This window comes from Oscillospiraceae bacterium (assembly GCA_035353335.1).
Classification (GTDB): Bacteria; Bacillota; Clostridia; order Oscillospirales; family JAKOTC01; genus DAOPZJ01.
Genome location: DAOPZJ010000007.1, coordinates 30,107 through 47,724 on the forward strand (window position 1 = coordinate 30,107; position 17,618 = coordinate 47,724).

15 protein-coding genes and 1 other RNA gene are annotated in these 17,618 nt (G+C 52.4%); 7 read left to right on the forward strand and 9 right to left on the reverse strand.

The window, feature by feature from the left end; all coding sequences use genetic code 11:
• Nucleotides 1–31: 31 nt before the first annotated feature.
• The 8 genes from PKH29_02855 to secA all read right to left on the reverse strand — a co-directional run bounded on the left by PKH29_02855 (nucleotide 32) and on the right by secA (nucleotide 9,985).
• Entirely contained in the window at nucleotides 32–346 is a 315-nt protein-coding gene (locus PKH29_02855) for a hypothetical protein (GenBank protein ID HNX13776.1), read from the reverse strand.
• A gap of 17 nt (nucleotides 347–363) precedes the next feature.
• Nucleotides 364–2,469 carry a hypothetical protein gene (locus PKH29_02860; protein ID HNX13777.1) on the reverse strand — a complete coding sequence of 702 codons (2,106 nt, stop codon included), beginning with the start codon at nucleotides 2,467–2,469 and terminating at the stop codon, nucleotides 364–366.
• Between the two features lie 73 nt (nucleotides 2,470–2,542).
• A non-coding RNA gene (gene ssrS / locus PKH29_02865) (6S RNA) lies at nucleotides 2,543–2,745 on the reverse strand.
• A 161-nt stretch (nucleotides 2,746–2,906) separates the two neighbouring features.
• Complete coding sequence (locus PKH29_02870) at nucleotides 2,907–3,233, reverse strand: DUF1292 domain-containing protein (protein ID HNX13778.1); 327 nt, start codon at nucleotides 3,231–3,233, stop codon at nucleotides 2,907–2,909.
• A 26-nt stretch (nucleotides 3,234–3,259) separates the two neighbouring features.
• The gene (locus PKH29_02875) at nucleotides 3,260–4,627 is read right to left on the reverse strand and encodes a hypothetical protein (protein HNX13779.1); all 1,368 of its coding nucleotides are present in this window, start codon (nucleotides 4,625–4,627) and stop codon (nucleotides 3,260–3,262) included.
• Between the two features lie 5 nt (nucleotides 4,628–4,632).
• Nucleotides 4,633–5,418, reverse strand: a complete 786-nt coding sequence (locus tag PKH29_02880; GenBank protein ID HNX13780.1) for a peptidylprolyl isomerase — start codon at nucleotides 5,416–5,418, stop codon at nucleotides 4,633–4,635.
• Nucleotides 5,419–5,452: 34 nt separating this feature from the next.
• Nucleotides 5,453–7,093: a DUF4091 domain-containing protein gene (locus PKH29_02885; protein ID HNX13781.1), complete on the reverse strand. Its 1,641-nt coding sequence runs from the start codon at nucleotides 7,091–7,093 to the stop codon at nucleotides 5,453–5,455.
• 126 nt (nucleotides 7,094–7,219) lie between these two features.
• A complete protein-coding gene (gene secA / locus PKH29_02890; protein HNX13782.1) occupies nucleotides 7,220–9,985 on the reverse strand; it encodes a preprotein translocase subunit SecA in 2,766 nt (921 codons plus the stop codon).
• A 442-nt stretch (nucleotides 9,986–10,427) separates the two neighbouring features.
• On the opposite strand from secA, the gene PKH29_02895 reads away from it, so the two are divergent.
• The 6 genes from PKH29_02895 to PKH29_02920 all read left to right on the forward strand — a co-directional run bounded on the left by PKH29_02895 (nucleotide 10,428) and on the right by PKH29_02920 (nucleotide 16,057).
• Nucleotides 10,428–12,782 (forward strand): DNA polymerase I, encoded by a 2,355-nt coding sequence (locus tag PKH29_02895; protein HNX13783.1) that lies wholly within the window; start codon nucleotides 10,428–10,430, stop codon nucleotides 12,780–12,782.
• Between the two features lie 17 nt (nucleotides 12,783–12,799).
• Nucleotides 12,800–13,225: a low molecular weight protein arginine phosphatase gene (locus PKH29_02900; protein HNX13784.1), complete on the forward strand. Its 426-nt coding sequence runs from the start codon at nucleotides 12,800–12,802 to the stop codon at nucleotides 13,223–13,225.
• Nucleotides 13,209–13,664: a ribosomal protein S18-alanine N-acetyltransferase gene (gene rimI, locus PKH29_02905; protein ID HNX13785.1), complete on the forward strand. Its 456-nt coding sequence runs from the start codon at nucleotides 13,209–13,211 to the stop codon at nucleotides 13,662–13,664. The genes PKH29_02900 and rimI overlap by 17 nt, the downstream gene beginning before the upstream one ends.
• A gap of 182 nt (nucleotides 13,665–13,846) precedes the next feature.
• A complete protein-coding gene (gene tsaD / locus PKH29_02910) occupies nucleotides 13,847–14,884 on the forward strand; it encodes a tRNA (adenosine(37)-N6)-threonylcarbamoyltransferase complex transferase subunit TsaD (protein HNX13786.1) in 1,038 nt (345 codons plus the stop codon).
• Complete coding sequence (gene mtnN, locus PKH29_02915) at nucleotides 14,869–15,537, forward strand: 5'-methylthioadenosine/S-adenosylhomocysteine nucleosidase (GenBank protein HNX13787.1); 669 nt, start codon at nucleotides 14,869–14,871, stop codon at nucleotides 15,535–15,537. The genes tsaD and mtnN overlap by 16 nt, the downstream gene beginning before the upstream one ends.
• 55 nt (nucleotides 15,538–15,592) lie before the next feature.
• Nucleotides 15,593–16,057: a GNAT family N-acetyltransferase gene (locus tag PKH29_02920; protein ID HNX13788.1), complete on the forward strand. Its 465-nt coding sequence runs from the start codon at nucleotides 15,593–15,595 to the stop codon at nucleotides 16,055–16,057.
• Nucleotides 16,058–16,098: 41 nt separating this feature from the next.
• On the opposite strand, the gene rsmA is transcribed toward PKH29_02920, so the two are convergent.
• A complete protein-coding gene (rsmA, locus tag PKH29_02925; protein ID HNX13789.1) occupies nucleotides 16,099–16,938 on the reverse strand; it encodes a 16S rRNA (adenine(1518)-N(6)/adenine(1519)-N(6))-dimethyltransferase RsmA in 840 nt (279 codons plus the stop codon).
• Between the two features lie 190 nt (nucleotides 16,939–17,128).
• Here rsmA and PKH29_02930 point away from each other — a divergent pair, with 190 nt between their 5' ends.
• Nucleotides 17,129–17,617 carry a deaminase gene (locus PKH29_02930; GenBank protein HNX13790.1) on the forward strand — a complete coding sequence of 163 codons (489 nt, stop codon included), beginning with the start codon at nucleotides 17,129–17,131 and terminating at the stop codon, nucleotides 17,615–17,617.
• The last annotated feature ends 1 nt before the right edge of the window (nucleotide 17,618 follow it).

Here is a 17,618-nt window from a genome sequence, read left to right on the forward strand (position 1 = left end):
GTTTTTGCCGCGACAGATAGTCCTATGGTTGCTAACGTTCGATTTTGATCTCTACATCTTTGGGCAGTGCGAGACCGGCTTCGACTTCCATCGCTTTGAGCATGGCGGTGCAGACCGGGCAGGCGGTATGTTTAAGATGCGGGGACATGACACGATAGATTTCGGTCTCGCAGGATTTTTTAAACATCTCGATAAGCGGGTCCATCGGCTCGAGTCCTTTTGCACCCGACATCACCATGGGGCAGTTGCTTTCTACTTTGAGTTCGATCAGATCGTCGTCGTTGGCAGTTGCGGTGATCGTGGTCTCGAAGCCGCAGATACCGGATTTGACATGCGCTTTTGCCATGGTTATTCACCTCTTTCTTATGATAATGATATTTCCGCGTGCAGGGCATCTCCCGTAAGCGGAATCAACAAGCCGTCGCCCTCGGGCTTTGCGCCGGAGAGTTTCGGGGTGACTTTGTCCGGGGTGCGGACATGTAGGAAAATGCTTTCGAGCGGAATATGGCCGGGTTTATGGGTGAAGTCAAAGAGCAGCGTAGAACCTTTGCGTTTGAGGGTATAACTGACATCCCCGAAATCGGTGCGGATGTCTTCGATATGAATGTGTTCCCCGTCGGCCATCCACTCGCGCGGCAGCATGCGGGCGATGTGAAGCATATTGCCTTTTTCGGTCACAAGACCGTCACGGATAAACTGCATTAAGGCGTTAGGGGTAAAGGTGTGTTGGATATCACCCGTGATCTTGGTCGCGCCGGGTTCGGGCATGCGCTCCTCGCACCAGGTGAACAGCGGCGTTCCGTGATTGAGAGTGATCGGCAGATAGGCAGCGGCTTCGTCGATCTCGCCGCGCGCGATATGGCCTCTTGCGATCTGATCGAGCGCCATCGCGACCCAAAGGCCGCCTTTCATCCAGCCGAGATCGACCGGAACGCCGCCTTCGCTGCGGGTACGGGTCAAATGGCGCATCGTGCCCTCGGCAAGCGGATCGAACGGACTTATCAGATCGACGCCTTCCATAAACGGAAGCACTGCACCGAACCGACTGCCCGAGGTCTTGCCGGGTACAGCGGGAATCCAGCGGTAGCCGTCCTCCTCAATCGAGCCGCGCTGCATGGCCTCGTAGGTGCAAGCCCAGAGGTCGTCAAGTTCGGGTTGCAATTCCGCGACAATTTCAGGTTGATTTAAAACTTTGGCGGCATAAATAACGTCTTTGAGGGTTTGGCAGTGGGCGACGCTCGCCATATAGAAATGGCCGAAATAGTCATCGCCGTCCATCAGGCCGCCGTCACCCATGCTGCGCGGCAGCATGCCGTAATAGAGTACCTTTTCGCCGTTTTCATCGGTGATTTTGGTTTTATTCCGAGCGTTCTTAATATACCGGCAATGCGCAGCCATGCGCTCCATCGGGATTTTAAGGGAGTTCTTGTCGCCTGTGAGTTCGTAATAGCGGATATAAAAGTGCATACGGTACATCTGCGTCCACAAAATGTGATGGCCCCAGACGCGCACATCGTCCCAGCGGCCGTTCGGCTCCTGGAACAACATCAGAATGTCGACCATCTCGCTTGAGATGTTTAAAAAGCCAAAGGAGGCCAGTATCTGTGAGGCGATGGTCGGCTCGACGGTGTTGGTGGCGCGGTACATATCCGAGCCCGCGACTCCGCCTATGTAACCTTCGATTGCGCGCTCACGCATGACAAAGATGTCGGCAAAGCAGGCGTAAAAAGCATCCTCGATCATCTTGTCGGGCAGCTCAATTTTACTGGCCTGTTCAAAGATTGCCGCCCATTTCGACAGACCCCATTCGATCTCGGCGTCCCAATCACGGCTTGTCCGCTCCTCGAGCGAATCGAAGGTGATTTTGCGCGGGATAACGAGATATAAAACACGTTCTTCGCCGGGTGCAAGCGTCACGCCCATGCGGGCTTGGCGCACTTTTTTTGGCTTGATATCGTCGCCTCCGATGCAGAAAGCCAACACGCGGTCGGCACGCTCGTTCATATGAGGTAGCAGAGCATTATAACGGGCGTCTTCCTCCATCCAAAGGAGGTTGAAGCAAAAATGCTTGGAAAGGGCGTTGATGTCGAGTTCGACCGGTTCGTTGCCGGTATTCGCGGCTGTGATGCGCATTGCCATGGCGTCGCGGCAGGGAGCGGTGAAGGTATGTATGGAAGCAGAGTTACCCGAAAGCGTGCATTCCAGCGCGGGATAACGGTTTTGATAGCGCTGATACGCAGTTGTTTTCATCGGCTCCCCGTTTTCGGTGGCGGAGACATTGATGATCCAATCGATGCGCGGCCACGCGAACGCGCCGAACGGCACCTTCGTCAAATCGCCGTCGGACCACGAGAGCGTGATCTGGTCGTCGTTTACATCGGCGAGCAGCTTAAAGCCATCGGAAGGAAGGCATACGGTCAGCCGGTGGGGAAATCCGAAAGCATGGGAAAAATCGATTTGAGTGCGCATAAAACCTCCTGCGTGCGAAAGGTCTTTCACACGTGATATCATGAAATTCGGTTGAATTTTTCAAGAAAAAACACTGCTCCCCGCCATGTCGTAGATGCGGGTTTTTGATAACCTGCCTAATTTCTTAAACAGGAGGGATGCCGCCGACCGGGTTTGTGCTTCCAACTTCCGCGCGCGGGGCGCGGGAGGCCTGCATTCCTGCCGGCCGAGAAGGCATCCGATTACGAGAAGTTGTAGGGTTATAAAAACCGCAATTCGCATACATGGCAGGGAGAAAGCGAATTCGAAGAATTCGCTTTACATGGATATTTTGTTTTGCAAGAATATCTCTTGCGAGATATTCTTGATGCGCTGAATAGGGCTTAGTTAGAATTCGCTTGGCAGGAATGTCTCTTGTGTGACATTCTCGGCATTGATATTATGCACAGAGTTTAGAATTATTCGTCGGCGTCCTTATCCTCGTCTTCATCTTCATCGGATTCGGGTTCTTCTTCAAAAGCGGCTTCAAAAGCGGCGGAGACCCGCTCAAATTCTGCGTCGTCTTCGATGATCTCGAAGATTTCTTCCCCGTTTTCTTCGATGACTCGGACGATATAGACGTCTTCATCGTCATGGTCATGGTCGCATTCATCATCATTGCAGACGGGCAGAAGTGCCGCGTAGTGTTCTCCGTCGAGTTCGAGTTCCCGAATGATCTCAAATTCGTATTCGGTGCCGTCCTCATCGGTGAGGGTGACAAAGTCATTGCCGTATTCTTCGCTCATGATGGTTACCTCCGCAAATAAAAAAGTTAAGAGATGATTTTGATGACATTGACGGAGCCCGGACGCAGATAGAGATATTCGCTTAGCGGGCTGAGAACACCTGTCTGCGCATAATCGCTGTTTTCGTCAGTGACAAAGAAACGCGCTTCGTGCTTCTTGGGGAGCCCTTTGATATCGAATTTATATTCGCGCGCGCAGCCGGTATAGTTGGCGATCAGAATTACCTTTCCGGCATCGGACTTGGCTGCGAGTATTTCGACGCCGTCGGCGCTGCCGGTACACTGAACTTGATTCATTCCCGCGGTTTCATGAAATGCCGCCAATGCATAATAGGGCTTTTGGGGGACGCCGTGCCGGTCGAATCCGGATTCCCAGAGACCGCCGTCATCGTTGCGGTAGAAGTTCGCAATTTGAACCGGCAGGTTTTGAAAAATGATCATAGCGCCGAGGATATAACTTGCCGCCCGGGCGCTTTTCATATCTTCAAACAGGGCCGCGCAGAAGTGTTCCCCGTTCGGGTCGCCGAGTTTACGCCAAATGTCTTCGAATTCCCAGATATAATTATATTCGGTACAAAGCAGTTCGAGATCGGAATAACCGCTTTTTTCGAGGGTCTTTGTGATATAGTTTACGCGGTCGCGCAGCTTTTTGAAACTGTCTCCGTAGGCATGGAACGAAAAAAAGTCAAAGGCGTGCGGGAATTTTTTAAGTGCTAAGAGAAAGTTTTCGAAAAAGACCCTTCGGGACGGCTCGTCGACCGCGCAGGAGGCGTATCCGCCGATTCTGAGCGCGGGGAACCGCTCTTTTAGTATGGACGAAGCGGTGCAGTAGAATTCGTAAAATTGTTCGGGAGTTCCGCTCCACTGACCCGCCATGGCCATATTGGGGTTTCCGAGGTCGGCGTCAGGTTCATTCCAGATCTCCCAATACTCTATATCGTAGGAGAATCCGTTTGCCCAGCCGAGGTTATAATGCTCAATGATTTTGCAGCAGATGCGGGCCCATTTTTCGTAATCCTTCGGGGGACGGTTGTGGAAGCGGAACGGGCCGCCCTCCATACTGCTGCCGAGCCGATAGATGACGTCCATGCCTGCGTCTTTGATCGATTTCAGGTAATAATCGGTCGGAGCAAAAAAGTAATTGCCCGGATCGTTTTCGTCGGCGTCAAAATCGGGAAAGACCGCATGGACGTCGACACAGGCGAGATTGCCGATGTAACTGTCGTGCATGCGGGTATAGGGCGGGCTGACCCGCTTAAAATACTTCGCCGTGCGGAAAGTCGGCGCATTGCAGGTGCCGTTGACTGGCTTGATCGGCCCGATAATTTTATCGAAATCGATGGAAAAATCGGATTTAATCGGGCGGTATTGATATTGATTGAGCAATATCTCCATATAATTTATTGTTGTGCGACTCCACCGTAGAACACGATGTCGATGCTGTTGATCACGACATCTTCGACCGGTTTGTCGTTTTCATCGGTCTTGACCGCCGCAATTTTATCCACTGTATCCATGCCGTAGAAAATGAAGCCGAAGACGGTGTGTTTATAATCGAGCGAAGGTGTTCCGCCGTATTGGCGGTAGACATCGATGACCTCGCTTGAGAAGCGGGACGGAATCTGCTGCATCTGAGAGATCAGGTCATCGGTGACTGTGTCGAGCTGTACGACGAAGAACTGGCTGCCGTTGGTATTGGCTCCGGCGTTTGCCATAGAGAATGCGCCGCGGAAATTGCGGGCATCGGTGCTGAATTCATCGTTGAATGCATGACTCCAGCAACTGTCGCCGTAATAGCCGGTGCCGGTCGGATCGCCGCCTTGAATCATGAAGTCCTCAATGACCCTATGGAAGATGATGCCGTTATAATAACCGCCGGTCGCAAGTTCTTTGAAGTTCGTCACGGCGAGCGGTGCGGCTTTCGGGAAAAAGCGAATGCAAAAATCGCCCATTGAAGTATGCATGACGGCGATTTCTTCGCCGACATCGGGCTCGCCGTAAAGGCCGAAGTTGTAATTGAGGATCTTGTCTTTTGCTTCCGCGGGAAGCGTAACGGTCTGGGTGGCATAAGCCTTGTCGGAGACCGAAGGTGTGCTTGAGGTTTTGCCGTCGATAATCACGGTTTTGTCACATCCCACTAAAAAAATAAAGATTACGAGAGTCAGCGCGAAGAGTTTTTTTGCCATGTTCGAGTACCATCCTTTATTCGATAATATCCGATTAAACGCCGAGAATTTGATTGAGTCTGTCACGGGTCGTCAAAATATATTCGTCGGTGCGCGGATATTGTTCAAAAGTGAGCGTGCCGTCCGGGTCGATCAGCTTTATCACAGCGGATTTTCCGATTTTGGCTGCAGCGGCGTTGAACGCGCGCAGGTCGCACAAGGCCTCGTAAAAATGCAGGTAATGCAGCGAGAGCACCGGGCCGTCTTTACCTGGATAGACTGAGAACGCATCGCCCGCCGGGAAGACGCTGTCGCCGTCGGTATCGCGCCACGGGTCAAGCGATGAAATCGAAAGATGGGAGTTCCAGAAGTTATAACCCCACTGCAAAAATCCCGCGATGTCGTATTTGAACAGCTGGCTCGCAATCACGCGGGTGCGGCGTCCGGGCATCGCGATAAACCGATTGCTGACTTTGTCGCCCTGACCGCAGCAGTAGTATACCCACAGATCGGGCACTTTTGCCGAAATAAACGCTCCGGCATGATCCGTGGCTGCCACCGGTCTTTTTAATAGCCCGTCTTTATAATAATCCAAATTGCTCAGCGCGTCAATAATTTTTTCCGCCGGAATGAATTCCCGAATCAGCGCCGCGCCGTCTTTATAGTTTTCAACGGAGGTCTCGTTGGGCTCGTCGGAGACATGAAAGACGCAGCTGTCCCAGATGCCGGTGTTTTTTAAATACGCGGTCAGAGCCGTTAAAAACTGTCGCAGGAACGATTTGTATTCGGGACCGTGCGCGTCGGTCTCCCAGCCGAAGATACGCTGCTGCCTGCCGTTCTGCTCCGCAATGATTTTCGGCGCGTTTTTTGCGCCCCACTGGGTGAACAGGTGGGAGATTTCAAAATATTCCATTCCGGCGCGTTTGGCGGTTTCGATCCAGCGGGAGAGCAGGGTGAAGTCAAACTCGTATTTACCGTGATTTGATTTTACAGCGATCAGTTGAACGGTCGGGCGTTCGGTGCCGATTCGCGTGTCTAATGCAGGGGTGAAGACCGGCGTCAGTATCATATTCTGCCCGTGGGCGGCGGCGGTTTTCATGTATTTTTCGATCAGTTCCCAATGTTTTTCCGAGAAGATGGGGACGCCGTAATACTGTGCGATGCAGTCGGAATGGAACCACTGGGTGTTGATGAGTTTTTGTTTGGGCAATTCAAATCCGATCAAATCGAGATCGAATTGGACCGCGGTCAGTTCGCCGTGTTCGCTGTCGCCGAAGGCAAACATCAATTTGTGCGTCCCGGGTTCGGGGCGGAATTTCGCCAGATCGACACTGACGAGCAATGAGCGCCATTCCTGATTGACCGCCGCAAGTTCGCCGCCTTTTTCAAACGGAAGCAATGCGTCGGGCAGCAAACCCGGTGAACGGGTGATATAATCGCCGTCATCGACATTTGGGTAACAGGGCAGTTTGACCGGAACGAGTTCAACCCGAAAAAGCGAAACCGCTTCGGCAAGGTCTCCCGCGACGCCCACGGTATAATAACCGCGCATGCTGTCGGGGCTTTGCAGCGTATAAGCAATTTGAAACGAGAACTTTTCTCCGTTACAGGCCGAAAACCGCTCGAAGCCGCCTTTTGGTTCGGCTTTCGGCAGGACTTTTTCAAGCGAAGAGCAGGTTTTCAACAAAATCGGCATCGTAGGGTTCCTTTCATGCTTAAGGTAATGTAGGGGCGAACTGCGTTCGCCCGTCAGAATGCCCTGAAACGATGAGTAATGGCGGGCGAACGCAGTTCGCCCCTTCATTATCATCATTATTTTTCTTCATTGCTCCTCATTCGCTCCGCAGCATTTTTTGTACTTTTTGCCGCTGCCGCAGGGGCAGGGATCGTTGCGGCCGACTTTTTTGCCCTTGTTGACCACAGTTGAAACGGCCTTCTTTTCCTTGGGTAATTTTTCGCCGTGGACAGCTTCGGAGGGTTTCGCCAGCTGAGTTCGCTGCATCGGAGCCGCGGGACGCGGCATGACGGTCAGAATCGCGCGTACGGTATCTTCCCGGATGATGGCGACCATCGCGTCGAACATCTCAAAACCCTCGACACGATATTCGACCACCGGGTCGCGCTGGCTGTAGGAACGCATATAGATACCCTGTTTGAGATCGTCCATCGCATCGATGTGATCCATCCACTGGCGGTCGACATTTCGCAGCAATAAAATGCGCTCAACTTCACGCATGTTTTCTCCGAAAATCTTTTCGCGCTTTTCGTATTCAACGTCGGCGCGTTTTTGCAGCAGGTCGATGAAGCCCTGTTTGCCCATCTTGTGAATGTCCTGCGGGGTCAGGTCTTTGAAGTCGTTATCGGCGCACAGCCACCCTTTGAAGTGCTCGCGCAGCCCGTCGACGTTCCAATCGGCGCTTTCGCCGTCGGAGATGAAGGTGCCGACGCCGCTCTCGATACACTCGGTGATCATATTCGTGATGACCGGTTTCAGATCTTCGCCGTTCAAAACGCTTCTGCGCTGACCGTAGATGATCTCGCGCTGGCGGTTCATAACGTCGTCGAATTGCAGAACACTCTTGCGGGTCTCAAAGTTGCGCTCCTCGACGCGTTTCTGGCAGTTTTCGATCAGCTTGGAAAACATTCCGGCTTCAATGGGCTGATCCTCGGGGATTTTTAGCGTCTCCATCATATTGGTGAGCCGCTCGCCACCGAACAGACGCATCAGGTCGTCTTCAAGCGACAGGAAGAAGCGGCTTTCACCGGGGTCACCCTGACGGCCCGAACGGCCGCGCAGCTGGTTATCGATACGTCGTGACTCATGGCGCTCGGTGCCGACAATAAACAGTCCGCCAGCCGCGACGACTTCCTGCGCGGCATCGGAGATTTCGGCTTTATGCTTCTCCAAAAAGGCACTGTACTTTTCACGGGCGGCGATAATCTCGGCGTCGTCTGTCTGGGAACGGCTTACCGCGTTTACGATCATCTCATCCTCGAAGCCCTCTTTGACCATGTCGTTGCGGGCCATGTATTCCGCGTTGCCGCCGAGGATGATATCGGTGCCGCGCCCGGCCATATTGGTCGCGATCGTGACCGCGCCTTTTTTACCGGCCTGCGCGACGATCATCGCCTCGCGCTCGTGGTGCTTGGCGTTCAGGACTTCGTGTTTGACGCCCCGGCGCTTAAGCATTCCGGAGATGATTTCCGATTTTTCGATGGACACCGTGCCGACCAGTACGGGTTGTTCTTTTTCGTGGCAGGCAATAACCTGTTCGACGATGGCCTCATATTTGGCTTTTGTGGTTTTATAAAGAACGTCGTCGTGGTCGTCGCGGATCATCGGCTTGTTGGTCGGGATCTCGATGACGTCAAGCGAATAAATATCCCGGAATTCCTGCTCCTCGGTCAGCGCAGTACCCGTCATACCCGAGAGTTTATTATACAAGCGGAAGAAATTTTGGAAGGTGATGGTCGCAAGCGTTTTGGACTCGTTCGCGACCTTGACGCCTTCTTTGGCTTCGATCGCCTGGTGAAGTCCGTCATTATAACGGCGGCCATACATCAGACGTCCCGTGAACTCGTCGACGATAATGACTTCGTTGTCTTTGACGACGTAGTCGACGTCGTTTTGCATGATTCCGCGCGCGCGAATCGCTTGATTGATATAATGGGAGAGCGAGCTGTTTTCGGCATCGGAGAGGTTTTCGACGTTGAACGTCTTTTCCGCTTTTTCGATGCCGTTGGCGGTCAGGGTGGCGGTCTTGTGCTTTTCATCGACGACATAGTCGGCGTTGGCGAATTGCTCGGTGTCCTCCATGTCCTGTTTGTCGTCGACTTCTTTGATCTTGATCACGCGCAGGCGTTTGGCGAAATCGTCGGCGAGCAGATACATCTCGTTGGATTCTTCGGCCTGGCCCGAGATGATGAGAGGTGTTCTCGCTTCATCGATCAAAATCGAGTCGACCTCGTCGACGATGGCGAAGCTGTGGCCGCGCTGCACCATCTGGGCTTTCTGAACGACCATGTTGTCGCGCAGATAGTCGAAGCCGAACTCGTTGTTCGTGCCGTAAGTGATATCTGCGGCGTAGGCCTTTTTGCGCTCGTCGTTCGGAATATCATGCAAAATCAGACCTACGGACATGCCGAGGTAGTTATAGAGCCGCCCCATCCACTCGCCCTGGAATTTGGCCAGGTAATCGTTTACGGTGACAATGTGAACGCCGTTGCCGGCAAGCGCGTTCAGATAAGCCGGCATGGTCGCGGTCAGGGTCTTGCCTTCGCCGGTCTTCATTTCGGCGATACGGCCCTGATGCAGCACGATGCCGCCGATGACCTGCACCGGGAACGGCTTTTGTCCGAGCACCCGTACGCTGGCTTCACGGCAGGCGGCAAAAGCATCGGGCAGAATCTCATCGAGCGACGCCCCGGCCTCCAATTTCCCGCGCAGCCGCTCGGTCGTGCCGCGCAGCTCCTCTTCGGTCATATTTTTATATTTTTCTTCGAGGGCAAACACCTGATTCGCGATCGGTTGAACGCGTTTCAGTTCACGCTGGCTGTGTGTGCCGAAGATTTTTTCAGCAAGTCCCATTCTTTTATCTCCGTTCATTCCCGTCAAAACGGTATCAATCTTTTTCATTTTTGGTTGCATTCGCAGCCATTTTGCATTATAGCACAGCTCTATGAAAAAATAAAGTCGGCGAGCGGGCACTGCTCGCTCACAAACGCGCCGGCATGATGCCTGTTTCAAACGCGTCATAGAATCTGCGTGCCGTTCGCCGCATAGCTCGCGCTTCCAACCCTTTACCTCCCTTGTTAAAGGAGAGGGAAGCGTGCCGCAAACGACACTAACACCTTACAGTGGCGGTGAGATTTTTTTAGGGGCGTTCATATATTCAAAACACGCTTTCGACTTCGGTGTTTATCATAGGGACGCAATCACTTGTTCGAACAAAACCTGTTATCCTGTGAGGTTGCAATTATATGCTCATCATGTTAAAATAAGGGTGAATTTTTATCGGGAGGGATGGGCCGTGATTCTTGTCGTCGACGGCAACAGCATCATCAATCGCGCTTTTTACGGCATCAAACTGCTCACGACCAAAGACGGGCGTTTTACCAACGCCGTCTACGGTTTTTTGAACATGCTCGACGCCATCCGCGAACAGGTGAAGCCCGACGGAATTGCGGTCGCGTTCGATTTGCACGGCAAGACCTTCCGCCACGAGATGTATGAGCCGTACAAGGCCGGGAGAAAGGGCATGCCCGAGGAACTCGCCGCGCAATTACCCGTAACCAAAGAAGTTTTGGCTGCGCTCGGCTGCGAAATCGTAACCTGTCAGGGTTATGAAGCAGACGATGTTTTGGGTGCATATGCAGCCGCTTGCGAAAAAGTCGGCGAGCCTTGTGAAATCGCGACCGGCGACCGCGACAGCTTGCAGCTGGTTCGTCCCAATGTTTCGGTCCGGATTGCCAAAACCACCATGGGCGCGGCGGATTCGGTATTATATGATGAGGTAAAAATCCGGGAAGAATACGGTGTTCCGCCGAAAGCACTGATCGACGTCAAGGCGCTCGCGGGCGACAGTTCCGACAACATCCCCGGCGTGGCGGGCATCGGTCTCAAAACCGCCTGCGATTTAATTGCAAAATTCGGGTCGCTGGATGGCGTCTATGATCATCTTGACAGCCCCGAGATCAGGGACGGCGTGCGCAAAAAGCTGACCGAGAGCCGTGAAAACGCCTATATCTCGAAAGAACTCGGCGCGATTGTAAGCGATTTACCGCTGAAAATCGATTTGGAAGAACTGAAAGCAAGAAAACGGGACGACGCCAAACTGCGCGCGCTGTTTGTCGAGCTGGAGTTTTTCCGGCTGCTCAAAAAATACGGACTTGAAAATGTGACAGCTGAAACCAAGGTGATTCCGGTTATAAAAGAGCAAAAAGAGCGGGACAGCCGCGATATTTACGACCTCAAGAGTTATCATAAACAGCATCCGGATGAAGTTTTACCCGATAATGTGTTTGATCCGATGTTGGCGGCCTATTTGATCAACCCGCTGGCAAACAGTTATGCGCTCGACCGGCTTTTGACCGAATACGGCTGCGGCGAAGATGAGTTTTCGTCGTTGTGTCAGTTGCTCTCGGAAAAGGTTGACGACATGGGCATGACACCCCTGCTGCGAAATATCGAACAGCCGCTTGCCATGGTACTCGCCGATATGGAAACCATGGGAATTCGGGTCGAAAAGAACGGATTGGAACGGTACGGCGCCGAGATGATCAATATGGCCGAAGCCGTCAAACAGGAGGTCTATGAATTGGCGGGTGAGGAGTTCAACATCGGCTCCCCCAAGCAGCTATCGCACATTCTGTTTGAAAAACTCGGTCTGTCGTCAGGCCGCAAGACCAAAAGCGGCTTCAGCACCGACGCGGATGTGCTCGCCAATTTGGCTTTGGAAAATCCGATTGTCGAGAAAGTCCTATTATATCGGCAATATACCAAACTGGTCTCGACCTACTGTGAGGGACTTTCCAAACAAATCGCCGAAGACGGCAGAATCCACACGACCTTTATCCAGACTGAGACCCGCACCGGACGCATCAGCAGCGCCGAGCCGAATCTGCAGAATATCCCCGTTCGAACCGAACTCGGGCGGCAGCTTCGGGAATTTTTCGTCGCCGAACCGGGGCATATCTTACTCGACGCGGACTATTCTCAAATTGAACTGCGCGTTTTGGCGGCGGTCGCCGGCGATGAGAACATGAAAAGCGCATTTGCGAGCGGGCTGGACATCCACACCAAGACGGCATCCGAGGTGTTCGGATTGCCGCAGGAGATGGTCAATTCCACGCTGCGCAGCCGCGCAAAAGCCGTCAATTTCGGCATTGTCTACGGCATTGGGGCGTTTTCGCTGTCGCATGATATCGGCGTCACGGTCGCGGAAGCCGACCGATATATTAAGAACTATCTGGCCGCTTACCCGGCCATTGCGAAGTTTTTAACCGATACGGTTGAAAGGGCTAAAAAGGACGGATTTGTGACGACCTATTTCGGACGGCGCAGACCGCTGCCGGAACTGGCTTCCTCGAACAACAACATTCGAAATTTCGGAGAGCGCGCGGCAAAGAACACGGCGATTCAGGGCACCGCCGCCGACATCATTAAGATTGCGATGATCAAGGTCGCAAAACGGTTGAAAGACGAAGGAATGAAGTCGAAGCTGATCTTACAGATTCACGATGAACTGATCGTCGAAGCACCGAAGGACGAAGCGGATTTTGCGGCCGCGATTTTAAAACAGGAAATGGAACGCGCTGCCGAACTCGGCGTACCGTTGCGCGCAGATGTCTCAAGAGGGCAAAACTGGCTCGAAGCCAAGATTTAAAAAACGGAAGTGAACGTATGAAGATCCTGTTTGTCTGCACAGGCAATACCTGCCGCAGTCCGATGGCGGAGGCTTTTGCGCAGGATTATGTCAAAAAACACGGACTTGATGTGATTTGCAAGAGCGCAGGGCTTGCCGCGTTCGAAAGCGATAAAGTCAGTGAAAATACAATCGTCTCACTGGCTGCCGACGGGCTCTCTGCCGTGACCACGCAGCCGATTCGTTTTACAAGAGAACTGGGCGAGTGGGCCGATGTCATTTATGTGATGAGTGAACAGCACCTCGATTTTATCAAGATGCGGTTTTCGGAGTTCGCAGATAAAACGAAACTGCTCGGAGAGGGCATTCCTGACCCTTACGGAAAGGATTTAAATGCCTATTCGGAATGCTACCGGCAGCTGAAATGGTATATCAGGGAGGTCTTCGATGCTCTCAGACATTGAGATCAAAACGCTCCTGCCGGAGTTTTATCAAGTCGTTTACGAGTTGGAAAACAGCGTTTTTTCTTCGCCGAGGTCGCTTTCCGAAGTGAAAGAGGACGCTGAGAATCCGCGTGTGGTGTTTTTGACTGCCTTTTGCGGCAAGGAATTTTCCGGATACGGCGCGTTCGGATATGTGTTGGACGAGGGATATATCGGTAATATCGCAGTAGCGCCGGAGTTTCGGCGGCGCAAGGTCGGCTCGGCGATTTTGGCGGAGTTCGACCGAAAGGCCAAAGCACTTGGACTTCGGTTTTTGACACTGGAAGTACGCGCGCGCAACGATGGCGCAATCGCCCTATATGAAAAGCACGGGTACGTGAAAAAAGGATTGCGCAAGGGGTTTTATATCAAACCGGACGATGACGGATTGATTTATACGAAAGAATACCTGGGACAGTAAGGACTGTATGAATTGTTATCCCGAGCGAAGCACGAAGTGCGTAGTCGAAGGATCTCGTTCCCTACAAGCCTACGGACATGTTTCCCGAAACCTTCATCAGCTCGAGATTCCTCAGGCTTCAAGAAATATTGCGATGTCATACTCGGAATGACAGTTTAAAATAACGGAAAGATGGTTTATTAATGAGGATATTGGCGATTGAGAGTTCCTGCGACGAGACCGCCGCCGCGGTTATCGAAAACGGGCGGACGGTGCTTTCTTCGCTTGTCAACTCGCAGGTCGCGGAGCACGCCCAATATGGGGGAGTAGTGCCCGAAATCGCTTCACGTCGGCATGTCGAAAACATCGGCGGGCTGGTGAAAGGCGCGCTTGAAAAAGCTGATATGACGCTTTCGGAAGTTGACGCGGTGGCGGTGACCTGCTGCCCGGGGCTGATCGGCGCGCTGCTCGTCGGCGTGAATTTTGCCAAGGGGCTGGCGTTTTCGTCAAACAAACCGCTGATCGGCGTGCATCATATCCGGGGACATGTGGCGGCGAACTATATCGCATATTCCGAACTCAAGCCGCCGTTTTTTGCCCTGATTGTCTCGGGCGGACATACGGTGATCGCGCGGGTGAAAGACTATACGAAATTTGAAATTGTCGGCACGACCCGTGATGATGCGGCGGGAGAGGCGTTTGATAAAGCCGCAAGGGTGATGGGATTTCCTTATCCCGGCGGGATTTATATTGATAAGTCGGCAAAGGCGGGTACCCCCGATGCTTACAAGCTGCCGATGCCGGTGATCGGCGGGCGGCCGTATGATTTTTCATTTTCGGGACTTAAGACCGTCATCGTCAACCTTGCGCACAACGCGCAGCAAAAAGGCGAGACGCTGAATACGGACGACCTTGCGGCGAGTTTTCAACATACGGCGGTGACGATGTTATGTGACCGGTTTTTTGCGGCGGCCCAGGAGTACGGAGAAAAAAAGCTGGTGCTTGCGGGCGGGGTCGCAGCCAATTCGGGGCTGAGAAGCGAACTGCAAAAACGGGCTTCGGCGGGCGGATATGAGTTGTTTATCCCGCCGTTATCGTTATGCGGAGACAACGCCGCGATGATCGGCGCGCAGGCGTATTATGAATTTTCAGCAGGCAACATCGCCGACAACACCTTGAACGGAACGGCGTATATGTCGATTGATTACAGAAACGAGGATAAGCAATGGAGAACATCGTAATTATCGGGGCTATGATGGTCGAGATTAAACCGCTGATCGAACTGCTCGGCGCACGGAAGACCAGAAACGGCGACTGGAGCAAGGGGAATATTAAAATTTGCCACTCCGGGGTTGCTAAAGTGAACGCCGCGATCACAGCACAGCGGGCGATTGATACTTATAAACCAAATTTCATTCTAAATATCGGCATCAGCGGAGGACTTGACCCCTCGCTTGCGATCGGTGAGATCGTGGTCTGCGGCGCGTTTTCGTACCACGATGTTGCGCCCGACGAAATTTTCGCCAACCATCCGACCCTCGGCGGCGAACGGAAAGCCGATGAAAAACTAATTGAAAAGGCCGTTGCCGCCTGCAAAACGCTCAACATTCCATACCGGACGGGCAAGGCGGTCAGCGGCGACCAAATCATCATCAACATGGATCACTCAAAACGGCTGTTCGAAAAAGGCGGGATAATTGTCGACATGGAGAGCGGCGCGCTTGCGCATACCTGTCATGTCAATAAGACTCCGTTTTGTGCGGTGCGGGCGGTGTCGGATTTCGCCGATGAGAACGCTCTCTCCGAGATGGAGCGGCAGGAACACATTTTATCGGTAAAGTTGGCGCAGGTTGCAATTGAGATGTTGTGCGAATATCGGATTATTGGGAAATAAGATTATATAAGTATCATCATTTAGCCCCTATAAAGCGGAAGATGAAAGGTTAAAAATGATAAGACTGATCAGTGTGAATGAAGATAACTGGATCGAAATATCAAAATTGAGCGTTACGGATGAACAAAAAGAATTTCTTGACAGTCCGATCGGAATTATTGCAAGAGGATATGTATATAGAAATCAAAATGCGAGAGTGCTGGGAATTGCGGATAACGATCAAATCATTGGCATAACCTTGGTAAAGGATCTGGATGAAGAGCCTGCCTGCTATGATCTTCAGCAATTTATGATCGATCAACGTTTTCAGAATAAAGGATACGGTACTGAGGCGCTTAAGCAATTCTTGATCATGCTTGGCAAAGAAGGAAAATATAAGTGCGTTGAGGTTTGCGTTAATAAAGCGGATACTCCCGCGCTTCGTATGTATGAGAAGGTGGGATTTCAAGACACAGGATATATTGATGATAATTGTCCCGATTGCCGGAATTTGATGTACTATTTCAAAGTGACGGAATAAAACCCCGGAATACCGGTTATGCTTACGTGTACGACGAATAATTATTTATTCAGCGCATCCGCGATGCGGCAGAAGTCGGCTACCGTTAATTGCTCGGCGCGCATTCTGAGATCGATACCCGCTGCTGCCAACACGGCGGCGGCTTTTTCTTTTCCCGAGAGTACAGACAGAGAATTGTGCAGCGTTTTGCGGCGTTGGCCGAATGCGGCGCGCACGACCGAGAAAAAGGCGGCTTCGTTTTCGGCAAGAACCGGCGGTTCGTCATAGATATTCAGGCGGATGACCTGACAATCTACATTCGGAGCGGGCAGAAAACTGCCGCGCGAGACGTCGAACAGAATTTCGGGCTTTGCGCGGTAATGCACCGTCACGCTGACAGCGCCGCACTCCCGACTCGGGGGTACCGCGCAAAGCCGAACGGCGAGCTCTTTTTGCAATAAAACTGTAATGCCTTTAAATTTTACGCCGCTCTCCAAAAACCGCATGATCAGTTCGGTGGAGATATAAAACGGCAGGTTCGCGCAGACCACGACCGGCATGTCGACGAAATGTTCTTTTAAAAATGCGGGCAGATCGAGTTTGAGCGCATCAGAGAAAACGACTTCAACATTCTCAAGACCGCCGACGGTTTCGGCGAGCACCGGAGCAAGCCGTTTATCCAGCTCGACCGCAACCACCTTCTTCGCGCGTTCGGCAAGCCGGCAGGTCAGCATCCCCGCGCCGGGGCCGACCTCCAAAACGCCGATGCCGTCGCAGCCGCTTCCCGCTGCCATCTTCGGCGGGACGGATGGATTGATTAAAAAGTTCTGGCCGATCGATTTGGTGAACGAAAAGCCGTGCTTTTTTAAAGTTTCATTAATTTCGGCGGCAGTGAGCGGCATGATAATAACCGTCCTTTAATTGAAAATGGCAAGAAGGGGAATCAGTCGAAAAATGTGATAAAAAATATACGGCCCGTATTTGAAGCGGTGCTTGACAGATTTCGGATGAGAATGTTATAATATCGGAGATTTGGACGGCATATACATAAATTCAGTGCCGCTCCTTGATTCGGGTTGAAAGGGTGATCTTGTGAGACGTGATAAACATAATTACTATTTGGATATTGCCGAGACCGTGCTGGAGCGATCAACCTGCCTGCGCCGCCGGTTCGGCGCGGTCATCGTCAAAAACGACGAGATCGTCTCGACCGGCTATAACGGCGCGCCGCGCGGCCGCGCAAACTGCACGGATCTCGGGTACTGCATCCGAAAAAAGCTGAATATTCCGCGCGGGGAGAATTATGAGATCTGCCGTTCGGTCCACGCCGAAGCCAATGCTATTATCTCGGCACCCCGTTATGAGACCATCGACGGCACGCTGTATCTGGTATGCCAGGATACCGAGACCGGCGAAATTGTCGCTGGGACGATGCCCTGCACGATGTGCAAGCGTCTGATCATCAACGCCGGTATCAAGACGGTCATCATCCGCAACACCCCTCAGGAATATACGATCATCGATGTCCAGCGCGACTGGGTGGCCAACGACGAAACCTTGAACGGGGTTTTCAATTACTGAT

Excerpts from the sequence above, each read along its gene's own strand:
- PKH29_02855 (HNX13776.1), bottom strand. The coding sequence starts at position 346 with ATGGCAAAAGCGCATGTCAAATCCGGTATCTGCGGCTTCGAGACCACG.
- PKH29_02860 (HNX13777.1), bottom strand. The coding sequence starts at position 2,469 with ATGCGCACTCAAATCGATTTTTCCCATGCTTTCGGATTTCCCCACCGG.
- PKH29_02870 (HNX13778.1), bottom strand. The coding sequence starts at position 3,233 with ATGAGCGAAGAATACGGCAATGACTTTGTCACCCTCACCGATGAGGAC.
- PKH29_02875 (HNX13779.1), bottom strand. The coding sequence starts at position 4,627 with ATGGAGATATTGCTCAATCAATATCAATACCGCCCGATTAAATCCGAT.
- PKH29_02880 (HNX13780.1), bottom strand. The coding sequence starts at position 5,418 with ATGGCAAAAAAACTCTTCGCGCTGACTCTCGTAATCTTTATTTTTTTA.
- PKH29_02885 (HNX13781.1), bottom strand. The coding sequence starts at position 7,093 with ATGCCGATTTTGTTGAAAACCTGCTCTTCGCTTGAAAAAGTCCTGCCG.
- secA (HNX13782.1), bottom strand. The coding sequence starts at position 9,985 with ATGGGACTTGCTGAAAAAATCTTCGGCACACACAGCCAGCGTGAACTG.
- PKH29_02900 (HNX13784.1), top strand. The coding sequence starts at position 12,800 with ATGAAGATCCTGTTTGTCTGCACAGGCAATACCTGCCGCAGTCCGATG.
- rimI (HNX13785.1), top strand. The coding sequence starts at position 13,209 with ATGCTCTCAGACATTGAGATCAAAACGCTCCTGCCGGAGTTTTATCAA.
- tsaD (HNX13786.1), top strand. The coding sequence starts at position 13,847 with ATGAGGATATTGGCGATTGAGAGTTCCTGCGACGAGACCGCCGCCGCG.
- mtnN (HNX13787.1), top strand. The coding sequence starts at position 14,869 with ATGGAGAACATCGTAATTATCGGGGCTATGATGGTCGAGATTAAACCG.
- PKH29_02920 (HNX13788.1), top strand. The coding sequence starts at position 15,593 with ATGATAAGACTGATCAGTGTGAATGAAGATAACTGGATCGAAATATCA.
- rsmA (HNX13789.1), bottom strand. The coding sequence starts at position 16,938 with ATGCCGCTCACTGCCGCCGAAATTAATGAAACTTTAAAAAAGCACGGC.